This is a genomic window from Cryobacterium roopkundense, from assembly GCF_014200405.1.
Classification (GTDB): domain Bacteria; phylum Actinomycetota; class Actinomycetes; order Actinomycetales; family Microbacteriaceae; genus Cryobacterium; species Cryobacterium roopkundense.
In genome coordinates, this window is the sequence record NZ_JACHBQ010000001.1 from 2,716,717 (window position 1) to 2,733,386 (window position 16,670).

Annotated in this window: 13 protein-coding genes, 1 tRNA gene and 1 pseudogene; 9 read left to right on the top strand and 6 right to left on the bottom strand. The window is 67.3% G+C overall.

Going from position 1 to position 16,670, the window contains the following annotated elements; all coding sequences use genetic code 11:
* Nucleotides 1-99: 99 nt before the first annotated feature.
* From BJ997_RS21955 to BJ997_RS12815, 7 genes are read left to right on the top strand one after another with little or no spacing between them, the layout of a single operon-like run.
* The gene (locus tag BJ997_RS21955) at nt 100-2,535 is read left to right on the top strand and encodes a GMC oxidoreductase (protein WP_035835046.1); all 2,436 of its coding nucleotides are present in this window, start codon (nt 100-102) and stop codon (nt 2,533-2,535) included.
* Nucleotides 2,535-4,361, top strand: a complete 1,827-nt coding sequence (locus BJ997_RS12790; protein WP_035835048.1) for a hypothetical protein — start codon at nt 2,535-2,537, stop codon at nt 4,359-4,361. The genes BJ997_RS21955 and BJ997_RS12790 overlap by 1 nt, the downstream gene beginning before the upstream one ends.
* A complete protein-coding gene (locus tag BJ997_RS12795) occupies nt 4,358-5,416 on the top strand; it encodes an alpha/beta fold hydrolase (RefSeq protein ID WP_035835050.1) in 1,059 nt (352 codons plus the stop codon). Before BJ997_RS12790 ends, BJ997_RS12795 begins: the two co-directional genes overlap by 4 nt.
* The gene (locus BJ997_RS12800; protein WP_052541916.1) at nt 5,413-6,372 is read left to right on the top strand and encodes an acetoacetate decarboxylase family protein; all 960 of its coding nucleotides are present in this window, start codon (nt 5,413-5,415) and stop codon (nt 6,370-6,372) included. Before BJ997_RS12795 ends, BJ997_RS12800 begins: the two co-directional genes overlap by 4 nt.
* Nucleotides 6,369-6,854: a DUF1772 domain-containing protein gene (locus tag BJ997_RS12805; protein ID WP_236628740.1), complete on the top strand. Its 486-nt coding sequence runs from the start codon at nt 6,369-6,371 to the stop codon at nt 6,852-6,854. Before BJ997_RS12800 ends, BJ997_RS12805 begins: the two co-directional genes overlap by 4 nt.
* Nucleotides 6,851-7,312: a hypothetical protein gene (locus tag BJ997_RS12810; protein WP_052541917.1), complete on the top strand. Its 462-nt coding sequence runs from the start codon at nt 6,851-6,853 to the stop codon at nt 7,310-7,312. Before BJ997_RS12805 ends, BJ997_RS12810 begins: the two co-directional genes overlap by 4 nt.
* Entirely contained in the window at nt 7,309-8,640 is a 1,332-nt protein-coding gene (locus BJ997_RS12815; protein ID WP_035835051.1) for a patatin-like phospholipase family protein, read from the top strand. The genes BJ997_RS12810 and BJ997_RS12815 overlap by 4 nt, the downstream gene beginning before the upstream one ends.
* Nucleotides 8,641-9,026: 386 nt before the next feature.
* Here the strand turns inward: BJ997_RS12815 and BJ997_RS12820 are convergent, their stop codons facing one another.
* The 3 genes from BJ997_RS12820 to BJ997_RS12830 all read right to left on the bottom strand — a co-directional run bounded on the left by BJ997_RS12820 (nt 9,027) and on the right by BJ997_RS12830 (nt 11,628).
* Nucleotides 9,027-10,004 (bottom strand): ribose-phosphate diphosphokinase, encoded by a 978-nt coding sequence (locus BJ997_RS12820; RefSeq protein WP_035835053.1) that lies wholly within the window; start codon nt 10,002-10,004, stop codon nt 9,027-9,029.
* The gene (gene glmU / locus BJ997_RS12825; protein ID WP_052541918.1) at nt 10,005-11,519 is read right to left on the bottom strand and encodes a bifunctional UDP-N-acetylglucosamine diphosphorylase/glucosamine-1-phosphate N-acetyltransferase GlmU; all 1,515 of its coding nucleotides are present in this window, start codon (nt 11,517-11,519) and stop codon (nt 10,005-10,007) included.
* 37 nt (nt 11,520-11,556) lie between these two features.
* Nucleotides 11,557-11,628 (bottom strand) — tRNA-Gln (locus BJ997_RS12830).
* A 92-nt stretch (nt 11,629-11,720) separates the two neighbouring features.
* Here BJ997_RS12830 and BJ997_RS12835 point away from each other — a divergent pair.
* Nucleotides 11,721-12,212, top strand: a complete 492-nt coding sequence (locus BJ997_RS12835) for a MarR family winged helix-turn-helix transcriptional regulator (protein WP_035835054.1) — start codon at nt 11,721-11,723, stop codon at nt 12,210-12,212.
* Between the two features lie 85 nt (nt 12,213-12,297).
* Here BJ997_RS12835 and BJ997_RS12840 read toward each other — a convergent pair whose 3' ends face one another.
* From BJ997_RS12840 to BJ997_RS12850, 3 genes and pseudogenes are all read right to left on the bottom strand, one after another.
* The gene (locus BJ997_RS12840; RefSeq protein WP_052541919.1) at nt 12,298-13,503 is read right to left on the bottom strand and encodes an MFS transporter; all 1,206 of its coding nucleotides are present in this window, start codon (nt 13,501-13,503) and stop codon (nt 12,298-12,300) included.
* A 168-nt stretch (nt 13,504-13,671) separates the two neighbouring features.
* Complete coding sequence (locus tag BJ997_RS12845; RefSeq protein ID WP_201771687.1) at nt 13,672-14,724, bottom strand: zinc-binding dehydrogenase; 1,053 nt, start codon at nt 14,722-14,724, stop codon at nt 13,672-13,674.
* Between the two features lie 245 nt (nt 14,725-14,969).
* A pseudogene (locus BJ997_RS12850) lies at nt 14,970-15,149 on the bottom strand (thiamine-binding protein); the annotation flags it as partial.
* Between the two features lie 24 nt (nt 15,150-15,173).
* On the opposite strand from BJ997_RS12850, the gene BJ997_RS12855 reads away from it, so the two are divergent.
* Nucleotides 15,174-16,613 carry a recombinase family protein gene (locus tag BJ997_RS12855; protein WP_035835056.1) on the top strand — a complete coding sequence of 480 codons (1,440 nt, stop codon included), beginning with the start codon at nt 15,174-15,176 and terminating at the stop codon, nt 16,611-16,613.
* Nucleotides 16,614-16,670 lie beyond the last annotated feature (57 nt).

Sequence of the window (16,670 nt, forward strand, 5' to 3'; positions counted from 1 at the left end):
TACTGAGCAAAACGCGGGTCGATTCGCCCTGATCCCGGCCCGCTGAACATGTGACTCTCAACTCAGCAGGTGCCAGTGAGCCCCGAAGGGGGTGCCCGTGTGAACGGTTCCGTCGGTTCGGAATACGTGGACGCCGTTGTCGTGGGCTCAGGCTTCGGCGCATCCGTCGCTGCATTCAAACTCGCCTCGGCCGGCGAGTCGGTGGTCGTGCTTGAGCGCGGAAAACGCTACGGCCCCGGCGATTTTGCCCGAACCCCCGCTCAGATGGGTCGCAACTTCTGGGACCCAGGCTCAGGCCTTTACGGCCTCTTCGACGCCTGGACGTTCCGGGGGCTCGAAGGCATCGTCTCGAGCGGCCTCGGCGGCGGCTCACTCATCTACGCGAACGTGCTGTTACGCAAGGACGAGAAGTGGTTCGTGCGCGAGTCGCCCGTACCCGGCGGCGGCTACGAACACTGGCCTTTCAGCCGCCAGGACCTCGACTCGCACTACACGAACGCCGAGACGATGCTGGGCGCCACTAAGTATCCCTACACCGACACTCCCAAGACCCTCGCCATGGAGCAGGCCGCCGCCGATCTCCACCTGACCATCGACCGGCCGCCCATCGCCGTGACCTTTGCTCCCACCCGCCTCGCTGATCCCGCGCCCAACCTGCAGATACCCGAGCCCGCGTACGGCAACCTGCATGAGAAACGCCGCGTCACGTGCACCCTCTGCGGCGAGTGTGACATCGGCTGCAACACCGGGGCGAAGAACACTCTTGACCACAACTACCTGTCCGCCGCACGTCACCACACGGCAGACCTGCGCACGCTGCACGAGGTGCGCGGGTTCCGCCCCCTCGACGGCGGCGGCTACGAGGTGCGCTACGTCGTGCACGACGCCGACACTCCCGGCGTGCGGCCGTCCTACACCCTGCCGGTACACAGCATCCGGTGTCGCCGGCTCATCCTGGGCGCCGGCACCTTCGGCTCCACCCTGCTCCTGCTGCGCAACCGATCGTCGCTTCCGGGCATCAGCCCACTGCTCGGCACCCGGTTCAGCGGCAACGGCGACCTGCTCACCCTGCTGTTGAATGCCAAAACGGATGCCGGCAGCGTACGCCCGATCACCGGCGACCGAGGTCCGGTGATCACGACGGCCATCCGGGTGCCCGATACTCTCGACGGCGGCGGAGCCTCCGGGCGCGGCTTCTACATCGAGGATGCCGGCTACCCGGGCTTCCTCAACTGGCTGCTCGAGACGGCCCAGCTGCCCGAGGTCTTCTCCCGCACGGGCTCCGTGGCGTGGCAGCTGCTCCTGAACCGACTGTTCCACGGCCAGCGCTCCAATATTTCGAAGGACCTCGCTGCAGCCCTCGGCGATGGGCACGCCTCGGCGAGCTCACTGCCCCTACTCGGCATGGGCCGGGACGTGCCAGACGGCCTGATGACACTCAATCAGGGACGTCTTGAGATCGACTGGACGCTCGCCACCTCGCGACAGTACTTCGATCGGATGCGGTCGACCATGGAGCAGATCGGCGGGGCGCTGCACGCCCAGTTCCAGGACAACCCGCTCTGGTGGGCCAAGCGCGTCATCACCGTGCACCCGCTCGGCGGCGTGCCAGCCGGCCAGCAGATCGAAGAGGGCGTCGTGGATCAGTTCGGTGAGGTCTTCGGCTACCCTGGCCTGTTCGTGCTCGACGGCGCCGCCATGCCCGGCCCGGTGGGCGCCAACCCCTCACTGACGATCGCGGCGTTCTCCGACCGGGCCTGCGAACACATGCTCGAGGCGGGCTCTGCGGCATCCGCTGCCGGCTCGCACACGCCGAGCGCCGACGTGGCACCCCCCGCCCCGGTGCCCGTTCCCGCAGCTCCTCCGGCGCCGGCGCCCGGAGCGACCAGCGTGAGCTTCACGGAGCGGATGCGCGGACCCGCCACGCTCGGCGTGACCGACCCGGCACGGGGAGCGCTCACGGGCAGGGCCCGCCGTCACGAGCTCATGTTCACGCTCACCATCACCGCGCCGAACGCGGCGGCGTTCGTGCGTGATCCCGTTCATGCGGCGAGCGCCTCCGGGTATGTCATGTTCGACGTTCTCGGCGGGAGGCTGGACGTGGAGCAGGGCTGGTTCAACCTGTTTGTGCACCCCGCGGGCTCCGCCGGGCGACGGATGCTGTACCGCCTGTGGTTGCGGGACGTGGCCGGTAACGCCTTCACCCTGCTGGGCTACAAGGAAGTCTCCAACCGGGCCGGCTTCACCCCCTGGACGGACACCACCACCCTATTCACCCACGTGCTCGAGGGACACCTCGCGCCACCCGACCCTGTCACCGACGCCGCCGGCCAGAGCTCGTTCACCGCCCCGACCCAGGGCGTGCGCGCGGCCGGTATCCTGCGCATCTCGCCGCTCGCCTTCGCCCAGCAACTGACCACGTTCCGCACCGCCGGCCCGGCCGGCGCCCGTGCGCTCCGCTCCTACGGCACACTGTTTCTCGGTGAACTCGCCCGCGTGTACCTGTTCGCGAAGAGGTCATTGGACACCAACTGATGAAACGCGCCGAACTCGCCCGCCATGACAAGGAACTCGGGTTTGTGCCCCGAGACGCCGTGCGCTGGCTCGCCCCCGGCCAGCTCTTCCGCACCGCCGTACAGGTTGCCCTCGCCGAGATTTTCGCCAACTACGGCGACAAACGCGAGCTGCAGGAGGTGTTCTCGAAGGAACCCCTGCGACTCAAGGAACGGCCGCGAGGCGACCTGTGGATTGACTACACGGCAGATCTGGGCGACGGATTCGACTCGACGGCCACCGTGGCCGCCCTGCTGAGCGAGAACCACCTCACCGTGCAACGGCCAGGGGACGACGGATCGACGACGCTGCCCCGCGGACACCTGCTCGTGCTCGGCGGTGACGAGGTGTATCCCACGGCCTCGGCGCTCGGGTACGAAGACCGAACGCTGGGCCCGTACGCCGCTGCTCTCCCCGCCGATGCCGACCTGCCGCGGGGCAACCGTAAGCCGAGCCTGCTCGCCCTGCCGGGAAATCACGACTGGTACGACGGCCTCTCGGCATTCCTGCGCATTTTCACGAGGCCGCACAAGATCGGTGCCCGGCACACCATTCAAACGCGCAGCTACTTCGCCCTGCGCCTCGGGCACGGCTGGTGGCTCGCCGGACTCGACAGCCAGCTCGGCGAATACATCGACGAACCGCAGCTGAACTACTTTCGCGAACGACTCACCAACAAACTGTGCCCCGGCGACGCCATCATTCTGTGCACAGCCTCACCCACCTGGGTGCACACGAAGACCAAAGACCCGAACGCCTTCAACCAACTGCACTACTTCGATAAGTATTTTCTGCGCAACCGCTACGATCCCGACGAGGGCACCCTCAAGCCCACCGGCGCCCACGTACGGCTGTGGTTGAGTGGTGATTCTCACCATTACACCCGCTATGAACAGGTGCTGCCCGACGACGACCCGCACCTGCCAGAACGCTCCGACGACCGCGACCCGCGCGCGACCCAGTTCATCACCTGCGGCCTGGGCGGGGCCTTCCTGTCGTCCACGCACCGCCTGCCGAGCGAGCTCACGCTGCCATCACCCCTGTCGCGCATGAACGGCACAGACGACCATCCAACGCAGTTCCGCCGGGGTCCGAGCACGTATCCGGACCCGGTGAGTTCCCGCGCCCTCAGCGGTCGCATCGCCAATCCCTTCAGCAGGTTCTGGCTGGGCTGGCGTAATCTCTCCTTCACTCCCCTGCTCGGCACGCTGCACCTGCTGCTGTTTCTCCCGCTCGTCTGGCTGTTCGGTGTCACCGAACTGACCGGGATCGCCGACGTCAGCGGCTCGGACCGGTGGGGATTGCTCGGTATCCTGGCCGGCGTGGCCGTGCTGCTGCTCGTGGCGTCGACAGTGGCAGCGTTCGCGAAGCGCGGCCTCGTGCTCGCCGCGGTCGGGTTGCAACTCGGTGTGCTCGGGCTGCTGGCGGTCGCGACGATTGCGATCCCGTGGCCGTCCGGTTGGCCGGGCGCCCTCGTGGTGGGCTGCGCGGCTGCCCTCGCGTGGATCGGCGGCGCCCTGCTCGGCACCGAGATGTTTGCGCTCTTCACCCTGACCCAACACAACGGTGAGATCTTCGCCTGGCAGATGTCGAGCCAGGCGGTCGACGATCACAAGGGCTTCCTACGCTTGCGACTGCACCGCAACGGGGACCTCGAGGTCTTCCCCGTGGTTATCGACAGGGTCTGCCGCGACTGGACCCTCGTCGACGCCCCCGGCTTGCAGAAACGCCCGGTGCCGCAGACCCCCCTTGCTCCCCGTCTGCTGGAACCACCGATACTCATCTCCCGCAAAGGATCGGCGTCATGAAGACTATGACCATCACCCGCTCTGATCACTCCACCGAGGTGATACCGCTCACCGCGCCGGACGGCGCCCCGCTGTCGCTCGTGCACGTGGGCATCCGTTCGGAGGTCGGACGTGGACCCACGCGCGGTCCGGTGATGCTCGTGCACGGCGCCGGCGTGCGCGCCGAGCTGTTTCGGCCACCGCTGAAACGCACACTCGTGGACGCGCTGCTCGACGACGGCTGGGACGTGTGGATGTTCAATTGGCGGGCATCGATCGACTTCGACCCGCTGCCGTGGACCCTCGACGACGCCGCCGTGTACGACTATCCGACCGCCATCGCGCATATCCTGGCGGCCACCGGGGCCGATACCCTGAAGGCGGTCGTGCACTGCCAGGGTTCCACGTCGTTCATGATGGCCGTGGTGGCCGGGCTGCTGCCGGAGGTCGACACCGTGATCAGCAATTCGGTGTCGCTACACCCAGTCGTTCCGGCCTTCTCGAGGTTCAAGATCACCCGGCTCGCCCCGGTCGTGGAGCACTTCAGCCCGGTGCTGAACACGGCCTGGGGTTACAAGTCGAACGGATACTTCTCCCGCGTCGTGCGGGGTGTGGTGCGGGCCACCCACCCCGAGTGCGACAACACCGTGTGCCGCATGGTGAGCTTCACCTACGGCAGCGGACACCCCGCGCTCTGGGCGCACCGCAACCTCGACGCGGCCACCCACGACTGGATCACCGGGGAGTTCGCCGAGTCGCCGATGACGTTCTTCGAGCAGATGAAGGACTGCCTCGCCGCCGGGCACCTCGTGCACTCCGGCGTGCACCCCGAGCTGCCCGCGAATCTCGTGGCCGAGGCCCCGAAGACTGATGCCCGCTTCGTGTTTCTGACCGGAAACGACAACCGCTGCTTTCTGCCGATCAGCCAGCGCCGCAGTTACGAGTTTTTCAACCGGCATCGTCCAGGCAAGGATGCCTTCCATTTCATACCCGGCTACGGACACCTCGATGTGATCTTCGGGGCCAACGCGTGGCGGGACACCTACCCGATCATCCAGAGGGAGCTCACACTATGAACGCCGTCACCGAGATACTGCGCTGGGCCCTGAACCGGCTGCCGTCCCCCGTTCCCGCGCGACAGAACCGGCTCGCCGGGCAACACGCGCTCGTGGACGGTATCCCGTACACGATGCCCGTCAACTCCGACGACTCGCCAGTGCTGATGGCAGCGTTCCCGATCAGTCGCGCCGCCGCAGCCCGCCTACTTCCCGGCAAAGAACTGCATCCCGTCGACATCGGCTGGGGCCGGGGCCTCCTCGTGGTGACCGTGGTCAACTACCTGAAAACCGACATCGGCAAATACATCGAATACTCCCTCGCGATCGCCGTGACCCACGGGCGGCGCCCCGCCGTTCCGATGCTGCCGGGCCTGATGATGAAGACCTACGGCACCGGCCAGTACGTCGTCGACCTGCCGGTGAGCAGCGAGATCTCGGTGAAGGGCGGAAAAGGAATCTGGGGAATGCCCAAGCACCAGGCGAACCTCGACTTTCTCGTCACAAAGAAGAAGGTCTCGGCGATGTACGTTCAGGACGGTCAGCACGGCTGCACCATTGATATCAAGCGCCCGCCGCACCTGGCCCTGCCGCTCAAGCTCGCAGCGGTCAACTACTGCACCTTCCGCGGCCAGCTCATGAAGTCCTCGATCTACTTCGAGGCCGAAGCGGATGTCGCTTTCGGCCGCCGCGCCAAGGCCAAGCTTGTCTTCGGCGATGCCCCGGGCGTCGCGCCACTCAAGACGCTGCACGTGGGCCGCAAGCCGCTCTTCACCGCCTACATGCCGAAGGCACATGGGGTTCTCGACGATCACTACGAGGGCTGGTTCCTCACCGCGGACACGAGCGACCTCGCGGCATCCGCTCACCGCGGCGACAGCCTCGACAGCGTGGTGCACCTCACCAACAGCGAGCAGTGGCTCGAGCCGCCCCGACAGCCGAATCATGGGGCTCGGCCCACCGAGGTGGAGATGTGATCGGCTGGCTGCTGCTGGTCACTGCGCTGTACTTTCTGTTCGGCGCCACCCTATACATGGGCACGATGTGGGTGCTCAAGTTCTTCTTGTACCCCACCTGGCGCGGCCTGACGCCCGAGACCGAGCCCGTGCACTTCGGGATTCCCACCCTCGCGGCCACGAAATTCTTCACCGTCGTCGTGCCGCCCATGTTGCTGGCCGGCATCATCCTCGTGGTGAGCGAATGGGGCAGCCCTCGAGTCTGGCTCGCCTGGCTGTGCGTGGCCGGCATTATTTACCTGACCTTCATCGGGCAGGTGCTCATCATCCCGATCAATAAGAAGATCCGCGGCGGGGAGTACGCCGACGTGGCCGAGCTTCGCACCCTCCTGCTGCGCTGGATGTGGCTCAATGACCTGCGATTCTACGGCTCCACCGTGCTCTGGCTCGTGGTGGTCGCCTACCTCGTGGTCAAGGGATCGCTCGGGGAGGCTTTCGCATGAACGAGTGGCGGGCCGTGGTCGAGGACTGGCTGCGACGGCATCCGCTGCGGGCCGTGCTCGTGGCGTTGGCCGGGATCACCGCGCTCACCGGCCTCGCCGAGATCCTCGCGCCGGCCACGCTGCTCTCCCTGCTCGGCGCCGAGCCGGCCCCGCTCGCGACGCAGCTGTTCGCGACGGTCGGCCTGTTCATGATGGTGGTCGGCGGACTTCTCACCCAGTCCCTGCTTCGACGTACCCCCCACCGCGACGTGGTCTTCTGGTCGGGCTTGCAGAAGGCCGGTGCCGTCGTGGCCGTGACCGTGGGCGTTCTCAACGGGGTCTTCGGGCCGATCGCCTTGCTCGTGGCCGCCTTCGACCTCGCCACGGCCGTGCTGCTCTTCCTCTACTGGAAGCGTTTGCAGGGCCGGATCGTCTCCCAACGTCCCACCACTCCGCAGCGAAACGACGACCGATCATGAAGCGCTCGCTTGTGCTCGCCGGCGGCGGAATGCGCGTGGCGTGGCAGACCGGCGTCGTGAAGGCCCTCGCCGAGGAAGGTCTGGCCTTCGACCACATCGACGGCACGAGCGGCGGCATCCTCACGACGGCCATGCTGCTGTCCGGCCTGACCCCCGACGAGATGGTGCGGCGCTGGAGCGCCCTGACAGTCTCGAACTTCTCCTCGGGCCTCCCCCTGCCGGATTATCTGAAGGGCCCCTGGTCGATGCCAGCGTTCGGCGACGCAGACGGCATCCGCGACAAGGTTTTCCCGGCCCTCGGTATCGATCCCGCGCTCATTCGCACGTCCTCCCGCGAGGGCACCTTCAACGTGGCCGACTTCACGCACAAGCAGTCGATCGCCTTCGACGCCCGCTCGATCGACGTCGAGCTGCTCGCCGCAGGCATGTCGCTGCCCATTTTCATGACGCCGCTGCGCCGGGACGGCGTGGTCTACACGGATGCGGTGTGGATCCGCGACGCCAACGTGTCGGAGGCCCTCCGCCGCGGCGCCGACGAGATCTGGCTCGTCTGGTGCATCGGCAACACCGGCTATTGGGGCGACGGTCCGCTCGAGCAATACGTGCACATGATCGAGATGAGCGCCACCGGCGCCCTGCTCGCCGACTTCGCCGAGGCCGCCGCCGCCGGGCGCGACTTCGTGCTGCATGTCGTGAAGCCCACCCACCCGCTGCCGCTTGACCCCGAGTACTTCGTGGGTCGCATCAGCAGCGACTCGCTCATGGCGATGGGCTACCGCGACGCCCGCCGCTACCTCTCCACTATGACGGCCACGGGCGTGCCAGCGGATGCGACGTGTACTGCCATGGCGGAGCCGGCCCCAGGCATCCGCTACGTGGAAAACCTCGCGGCCGAGGTGGCCGGCTCGGAGCTGACCCTCGCCCTGACCGTCGGCCTGCCCCTGCCCGGCGAACCCGGCACGCCCGAGCTCGCCGGCTTCATCGACTACGAACCGTGGGGAGCCCGCGCGTTCCTCGCCGACGGGTGTGTCCACATCGACGGCCCGCGCATCACCTACTCGGCCCGCGTTCTGCACGACGGCGCCTGGCTCGACCTCACGGCACGCCGCGACCTCACCGACAACCCCGGCTGGGATGCATTCGGCGACGCGAATACGGTCGCCCTCACCATGCGCGGCGCCACCACAGACATCTCCGCAGACCTGCACCTCGGCATCGGCGGTCTGGCCCGCCTCGTGGCCGGCGCCGAGCCTGTCGCTACCCACGGGCTCATCGCCAGGGCCGACGCCATCCGCCGAGTCCTCACAGAGGTCCTCGGCCGCGCCTGACACCTCGCTGCTCATCCCCATCCCGCTGGTCGAGCAGCGGGCCCGCTCTTGGCCCGCGCCCGTCGAGACCTCGTGACCCGGTCTCGCAACTCGGCTCACGAGGTCTCGACACGCTCGCAAGCTCGCTGCTCGACCAGCGGAGGGGGGAAGACCGCCAGACACACGCCACACTCGCGCACGCCCGCGCACTCCCATCCCGCTGGTCGAGCAGCGGGCCCGCACTTGGCCCGCGCCCGTCGAGACCCCGTGACCCGGCCTCGCAACTCGGCTCACGAGGTCTCGACACGCTCGCAAGCTCGCTGCTCGACCAGCGGAGGGGGGAAGACCGCCAGACACACGCCACACTCGCGCACGCCCGGCCCTCGAGCGACACACCGAACTGGAACCTATGCGGCGCCGTCGAACATCGACGTGACGGATCCCTCGTCGAACACCTCGTGAATGGCGCGAGCCAACAGCGGGGCGATCGGCAGGATCGTGAGCGTGGGGAAGCGCTTCTCTTCGGGGATCGGCAGCGTGTCGGTGACGACGACGGCCGAGATCGCCGGGTTCTGCAACATGTCCACTGCGGGGTCGCTGAACACGGCGTGCGTGGCGGCGACGACGACGCCGATGGCGCCGGCTTCGCGCAGGGCCTCAGCGGCGAGGGCAATGGTGCGTCCGGTGTCGATCATGTCGTCAACGAGCAGGCACACGCGGCCTTCGACCTGGCCGACGATCTCGTGCACGGAGACGCGGTTGGGCACGAGAGGGTCGCGGCGCTTGTGGATGATGGCCAGCGGCACGCCGAGGCGGTCGCTCCAGATGTCGGCGACACGCACGCGGCCCATATCGGGCGAGACGATCGTGAGGGTGGCGGGGTCGAGCTTCTCACGGAAGTGTTCGAGGAGCACCGGCATGGCGAAGAGGTGGTCGACGGGGCCGTCGAAGAAGCCCTGGATCTGGGCCGCGTGCAGGTCGATGGACATGATGCGGTCGGCGCCGGCCACCTTGAACAGGTCGGCAACGAGGCGGGCCGAGATCGGCTCGCGGCCGCGGCCCTTCTTGTCCTGGCGGGAGTACGGGTAGAACGGGGCCACGACGGTGATGCGCTTGGCGGAGGCGCGCTTCAGGGCGTCCACCATGATCAGCTGTTCCATCAACCACTCGTTGATCGGGGCTGTGTGGGACTGGATGACGAAGGCATCCGAGCCGCGTACGCTCTGGTCGAAGCGGGCGTAGAGCTCGCCGTTCGCGAAGGTGCGCGCGTCGGTGTGCAAAAGTTCCGAACCAAGCTCCGTGGCGATATCGATGGCGAGCTGTGGATGTGCCCGCCCCGAAACCAATACAAGTCGCTTATCGCCGCTGGTCTTGATTTCAGACACTTATTCTCCGCTCTCGGTGGTGCTGGGGCTCTCGGTGGTGCTGGGGCTCTCGGTGGTGCTGGTGCTCTCGGTGGTGCTGGTGCTCTCAGCGGTGCTCAGGCTGTCGGCCGCGGCCGCGTCGGCGGCCGTGCCGGGGCGGTTGGCGTGAACCCAGCAGTCCATGTTGCGTTGCGGAGCCACGTTGATGGCCAGCGCCCCCGCCGGAACGTTCTTTCGAACGACCGTGCCAGCCCCCGTGTATGCTCCATCGCCAATTGTAATCGGCGCGACGAAGACGTTGTGTGACCCCGTGCGCACGTGCGAGCCAATGTTCGAGTGGTGCTTGGCCACACCGTCGTAATTGGCGAAGATGGTTCCGGCACCGATGTTCGAGCCCTCACCGACGACGGCGTCGCCCACGTAACTGAGGTGCGGCACCTTGCTGCCGGCGCCGATCGTGGCGTTCTTGGTCTCCACAAAAGCGCCGATCTTGCCGTCTGCGCCGAGCAGCGTGCCGGGGCGCAGGTACGAGAACGGGCCAACGGATGCCCCGGCGGCGATCACGGCGAGTGTCGCGTCGGTGCGCTTCACAACGGCGTTCTCACCCACCTCGCAGTCGCGCAAAGTGGTGTCCGGGCCGATGATCGCGCCGGTCTCAACCACGGTCGCGCCCTGAATCTGGGTGCCGGGAAGAATCGTCACATCCGGCGCGAGGGTGGCCTTGAGGTCGATCCACGTGGTGGCCGGGTCCTGGATGGTCACTCCCGAGAGCTGCCATCCGCGCACGATGCGCTGGTTGAGGGTCAGAGCAGCTTCGCTCAACTGGGCGCGGTCGTTGATGCCGGCGACGAGCCAGGCATCCGCTACCGGAACGGCGGTGACCTCGGCGCCCGCACGGCGCAGCAGACCGATCACGTCGGTGAGGTATTTCTCGCCCTGCACGTTCTCGGTGGTGAGCTCGGCCAGCTGCGCGCGGAGCGCGGCCAAACCGAACAGGTACACGCCCGCGTTGATCTCAGTGATCGCGCGTTCGGTGTCGTCGGCATCTTTCTGTTCGACGATGCGGTCGAAGTCGCCTGCGGCGGAGCGCACGATGCGTCCGTAGCCCGTCGAGTCGTCCGGATGCGCCGAGAGCACGGTTCCGGCGGCGGCGCTTGCGCGGTGGGCGTCGATGAACGTGGCCAGCGTGGCGGCGTCGAGAAGGGGAACGTCGCCGTTGATGATCAGAACGTCACCGTCGAAGTCGGTGGGGAGTGCATCCACTGCCTGCTCCACGGCACGGCCTGTACCGGGAATCTCGTCCTGGTCGACGATGATGCTCTCGGGCAGGTCCTCGGCCACGAGAGCGGCGAGGCGGTCCCGCTCGTGGCGCACCACGGTGATGACGTGAGCGGCGTCGAGCGCGCGCGCCGTGGCGAGCACGTGGCTCACGATCGGCTGGCCGGCGAGCGGATGCAGCAGCTTCGGGAGGCTGGACTTCATTCGGGTGCCCTGGCCGGCGGCGAGCACAATGATGGCGAGGTGGGCGTCTGTCACGGGGGTCCTCTTTACGTAATTGCGTACTCAATGAGTGCTCCGCCGCCAGGACTCGAACCTAGACCTAACAGCTCCAAAGGCTGTCGTGCTGCCATTACACCACGGCGGAAAGCGCCGACCAAGAGCCGACGACACCTTCAAGTGTGCCAGATCCCAGCGGCCTGCACGCTCCCTTGCTCCCTCGCACGGGATAATGGAGCAATGCCTGGCCATGATGAAGTCGACCGAATTGTAGATTCCTGGTTACGCGAACGTCCGGATCTTGATTTCGCCCCTCTCCAGGTACTCTCCCGCGTGGCCCGACTCGCCAAGCATCTCGATCGCGCCAGACGCACCGCGTTCTCCCGCTCCGAGCTGCAATCGTGGGAGTTCGATGTGCTCTCCGCCCTGCGCCGGGCAGGCTCGCCCTATGAGCTCAGCCCCAAGTCGCTGCTCCAGCAGACGTTGGTGTCGAGCGGAACAATGACGAACCGCATCAACGGGCTCGTGGAGCGCGGACTTGTCACGCGCCACACCGATCCGCACGATGGGCGCGGCATCCTGGTGGGCATGACGCCCGCAGGGCTCACCCGAGTCGATGCCGCGATCACCCGCCTCGTCGACGCAGAGGCCGAGTTGCTCGGCACCCTGACCACGAGCGAGCAGGACCGGCTGTCGAACCTGCTTCGCAAGCTCAGCCTCAACTTCGACTGACTGCCCGACCCGCCTCAGTCTCGCCCGCCCTCGCTGGTCGAGCAGCGCCGTCTACGGCGCGTGTCGAGACCCCGCACGCCAATCCTCAGACCCGCCTGACCGTTCTTCTTCGAAAGACCGCCCTGACTATGACTGCACAGACGACGAACAGAGCTCCGCTCGCCAGGAACGGAGCAGACAGCCCCGCCGACGCGGCAAGCAAACCGCCGAGAACCGCTCCCACGGTAAGGCCGACGAGACCCAACACCTTGCTCGAAGCATTCACACGCCCGCGCAGGGCGTCGGGAACGAGGCGTTGCCGCAGCGAACTCACGCAAATACCCCACACAACGGCGTGCAGGATGTACACCGCAAGCAGCACGGCCGCGAGCCAGACCGACTCAACAACGGCGAGGGCGAACATCGACACGGCTCCGAGCGCAAGGCTGGCGGCAATCGTGCCGCCGTAGCCGAGCCGAGCCCGCAGGGCGGCCGTGCCGAGCGACCCGACGAGTCCGCCCAGCGCCGACACCGCGAGAATGGCCCCGTACCCGGCGGAATCCAGCCCGAGCGTCTGCTGCGAGTACAGCACCAGCACCGAGAAGGGCATCATGTAGGCCACGCTCGCGAGGCCGCCAACCACGGCCAGCCAGCCCAGCAGGCGATGCCCGCGCAGCCAGACTGCACCGTCGAGCGCCTCTCGATACACCGACCGGCGCGGGAGCAGCGGCCGGCCGGCGCCTCCACCTGCTCGTCTTGACAGGGCCAGGAAGAATATGCCCGCCGCGGCATAGAAGCCACCGGCTGCGAAGACCGGTAGCGCGGCGGCGGCCGCGAACAGGAGACCGCCGAGCGGCGGACCCACGAATTCGTCGGCCACGAGCTGTGCCGCGGACACGCGGCCGTTGGCCCGGTCGAGCTGACGACCGGGCACGATCGACGGCAGGATCGAGAGTGCGGCGTTATCCGCTGCCGTTTCCAGTACGCCGATTCCAGCAAACACGACGTACAGCAGGGTCAGCGAGCCGTTCCCCGTCGCGAACAGCACAGCCAGCGTGAGCAGGAGCACGGCCCTGGCCGCATTCGTGACCCACAGAATGGTGCGTCGGTCGAGACGATCCACGTAGACCCCGACCGGAACCACCACGAGCAGTCTGACGGCAGAGTAGACGGCGGCGAGCCCCGCGATGAGAAGGGCGTCGCTGGTCAGGGACGTGGCCAGCAGCGGAATCGCCACAAACACAATGCCGTCGCTGAGATTGCCCGCGGCATTTCCCGCCCACAGTCGCCTGAATCCCCGCCCGAGCCCCATGCTCACACCCTAGCTGCGCCCTCCATCTGCCCAGCGTCGGGGCCGCACTCGGTGCCATCGCTGTTCCCGGCACATAGCTCCTGCAGATTCTGGGCTGGCCACTAATCGGTCCCGGAATCACGCGGCCGTCTGGCCAGACCGTGCCGATCTGCAGGAGTTATGCGCGAGTCAGGACGGTAGGAGCACGATCTTGCCGATGTGGCGGCGGGTCAGAAATTCGCTCTGGGCTTCCGCGATCTCGGTGAGGTCGAAGGTGCTGCTGATCTGCGGGTGCAGACTCCCGCTGCGCGCGAGGTCGACGAGGCGACGAAAGTGCACGCGGGTGTGCATGGACGACCCGATCAGCTGCACGTTGTGCAGGTACAGGCGACGCAGGTCGAAGTCGATCACCGGCCCCGCCACGGCGCCCGCGATGACCCACCGTCCTCCGGTGCGCAGGAGGGGCATGAGGGTCGACACTCCGGCGCCGCCCGCGATATCAGCCACCACGTGAAGCCCGTCGGGCACGGCAGCGGCGACCTGCGCGGCCACGTCCCCCGAATCCCGGTTGACGACAACGGATGCTCCCGCCTCCATGACGGCGCCGCCCTTCGCCCCGCTCGTGATCGCCACGACGCGAGCGCCCAGCGCCGCTGCGAGCTGCACGAGGGCGAGTCCCACGCCGCCTGACGCCCCGGTGACCAGCACGGTTTCCCCTGCCCGCAGGTGCGCCCGATCGAGCATGGCCCGTGCTGTTCCGAACGCCACGGGGAGGCAGGCCAGCTGCGCGTCCGACAGGGGCGACGCCGTCACGTCGTGGGCATGGCTCGCGGTGACGGCCACGTACTGCGCGAACCCGCCGTCCGCTTCGCTGCCGAGGTAGCCGACCGGCGTGGCATCGTCGTCGTCGGCCCCGTAGATCGCCGGGTCTACGAGCACCCGCCGCCCGATCAGGCCGTCGGACACGCCGGCGCCGACCTCCGCCACAGTGCCCGCCACGTCTCCGCCCTGGATACGCGGAAACGCGAACTCACCGAGCCAGCCCGCCTTCGCGTCGGGGTCGTTGGGCAGCCCGTAGGCTCCCTCCCTGGTCCAGATATCGGTGTTGTTCACTGCGGCGGCGGTCACCCGCACGAGCACCTCGCCGGGCCGGGGCTTCGGCCGGGGCCAGTCGCGCCGCACCTCGAGCACGTCGGGTGCCCCAAACCTGGTGAGCACGGCCGCCGTCATCGTGTCTGTCATTCGTCAAGTCTGACCGCACCCGCAGAGAAAGCCAAAGGTTGGCCCGCACGGGAAGGCACAACTGAGCATGCACCGATCAGGAGAACACCTACCCCGCCTCTGTGCCGACCGCCCCGGTGGCGATTTCAGAAGATCGGCCACGCCCGGGCGTAACTTCCGCACTGGTCCGCGAGCTAGGGCATCCGCTCGGGCCGGATTTCCTGAATTCGCCACAGGAAGATCGCGCGAAGAATGCCGCGCGCGGGCTACTGCGGGCCGGCGTCGAGGGCCGCCTCGAGGCGCTCGACCTTGCCGGTGAGCTCACCGACGTGGCCGGGACGGATGTCGGCCTTCAGAACGAGGGAGACCCGCGGCCCGAAGGCACCGACTGCCTCGGTGGCCGCCTTGACCACGGCGAAGACCTCGTCCCAGTCGCCCTCGATGGTGAAGTTAGGGGTTATCGTAGGTTTATGAGAGTTATTGGCTACACCCGCCTGTCGAGGGCCTCCCGCGAGGAAAGCACGTCAATCGTGCGACAGCGCGAGATCATTCGGAAAACGTGCGACGCCCGCGAGTTCGAGCTTGTCGAGATTGTCGAGGACGTCGACGTCTCCGCAACACGCTCCCGACTGGACCGGCCCGGCCTCAACGAGGTCCGCCGACGCATAGCCGCAGGCGAGGCTGATGCCGTCATGGTCTGGCGACTGGACCGGCTGGTCCGCTCGGTCGTCGACGTTGGCGTATTGCTCGACGACGGCCTCCAGATTATCTCGGCGACGGAGAACCTAGACACGACCTCAATTATGGGTCGGGCGATGATCGAGATTCTTCAAGTGTTCGCGAGCATGGAAGCTAAAACAATAGGCATCCGCGTCTCGGCGTCCCAAGCGCACCTGCGGCAGATCGGTCGCTGGCCCGGTGGCGTCCGCCCCTACGGCTACCGTTCAGTGCTTCACCCCGACGGAGTGGGTCGGGCACTGGAGCCCGACCCCGACGAGTCCGCCATCGTCCGGCGAATGGCCGACGAGGTCCTCGGTGGGTCCTCCGTGTACGCCGTCGCTCAACGATTGAACATCGAGGGAATCGCTCCGCGCCGCTCGGCAACCTGGAGCCCCACGTCGATTCAGCGCATTCTCCGCTCCGACTCGGCTCTCGGGCGAGTGAAGATCAACGGCGAGCTACTGCGCGACGATGTGGGCCTCCCCGTCACAGCCTGGACGCCGTTACTGGCTCTCAGCGAAGTCGAGCGCCTCCGCGAAATCACAGATTGGACCCCCACGCCGGGACGTTCCGCCGAAACAAAGGAGGGGCTTCGCAAGAGAGCCACGCGCCTACTATCTGGCCTACTCGCTTGCCCGGGCTGCGGCGGTCCCCTCGTCGTCAAAAGCCGCAAAGGTTCGACCGGCAAGCCAATCTATGCGTGCCAGGCCGCCGCCCGAGGCCAAGTCTGCTCGCGGGGCGTCGCCGTGGAGTGCGAGCGCGTCGAGGGCGAGGTCACGCGCCAGTTCCTCGCCGTCGTCGGCACCTTCGGAGTCGTCGAGGCTCGTTCCTCCATCCGCGAGGTTGCGGGCCTAGCGGGCGTCGAGGAAGCGATCAGAGATACAACCGAGCGCCTCCGCACGGCGGACGCCGACCTCCCAGTCCTATTCGAACGCCTGATGCTGCAACGTGCAGAGCGCGAGAGATTGGCAGCACTGCCCACGGAGCCAGTCGTCGAAATGGTAGACACTGGCGAGACCTTCGCCGAAGCATGGGCGCGCGAGGACATCACTGGTCGGCGGCGGGTTCTTCGCACCTCCGGCGTCGAGATCAATCTCGCCCCAGCCGCGCGCCGGGGCTATTGGGACCCGACGCGGGTAACCCTCGACTTCGCCGCCCAAGAGCGTGCTGCCGCCGAACGTGAACACTAGGCAGACCTGCGCAGGAGGCTAAGCGCCCCAACGCGCCCACGAAGAACCTCTCCATGC

Bases quoted from the DNA above. Each gene is read 5' to 3' on its own strand.
- BJ997_RS12835 (WP_035835054.1), top strand. From the start codon at position 11,721: ATGCCTGGCCATGATGAAGTCGACCGAATTGTAGATTCCTGGTTACGC.
- BJ997_RS12795 (WP_035835050.1), top strand. From the start codon at position 4,358: ATGAAGACTATGACCATCACCCGCTCTGATCACTCCACCGAGGTGATA.
- BJ997_RS12855 (WP_035835056.1), top strand. From the start codon at position 15,174: ATGAGAGTTATTGGCTACACCCGCCTGTCGAGGGCCTCCCGCGAGGAA.
- BJ997_RS12815 (WP_035835051.1), top strand. From the start codon at position 7,309: ATGAAGCGCTCGCTTGTGCTCGCCGGCGGCGGAATGCGCGTGGCGTGG.
- BJ997_RS12790 (WP_035835048.1), top strand. From the start codon at position 2,535: ATGAAACGCGCCGAACTCGCCCGCCATGACAAGGAACTCGGGTTTGTG.
- BJ997_RS12840 (WP_052541919.1), bottom strand. From the start codon at position 13,503: ATGGGGCTCGGGCGGGGATTCAGGCGACTGTGGGCGGGAAATGCCGCG.
- BJ997_RS12810 (WP_052541917.1), top strand. From the start codon at position 6,851: ATGAACGAGTGGCGGGCCGTGGTCGAGGACTGGCTGCGACGGCATCCG.
- BJ997_RS12845 (WP_201771687.1), bottom strand. From the start codon at position 14,724: ATGACAGACACGATGACGGCGGCCGTGCTCACCAGGTTTGGGGCACCC.
- BJ997_RS12800 (WP_052541916.1), top strand. From the start codon at position 5,413: ATGAACGCCGTCACCGAGATACTGCGCTGGGCCCTGAACCGGCTGCCG.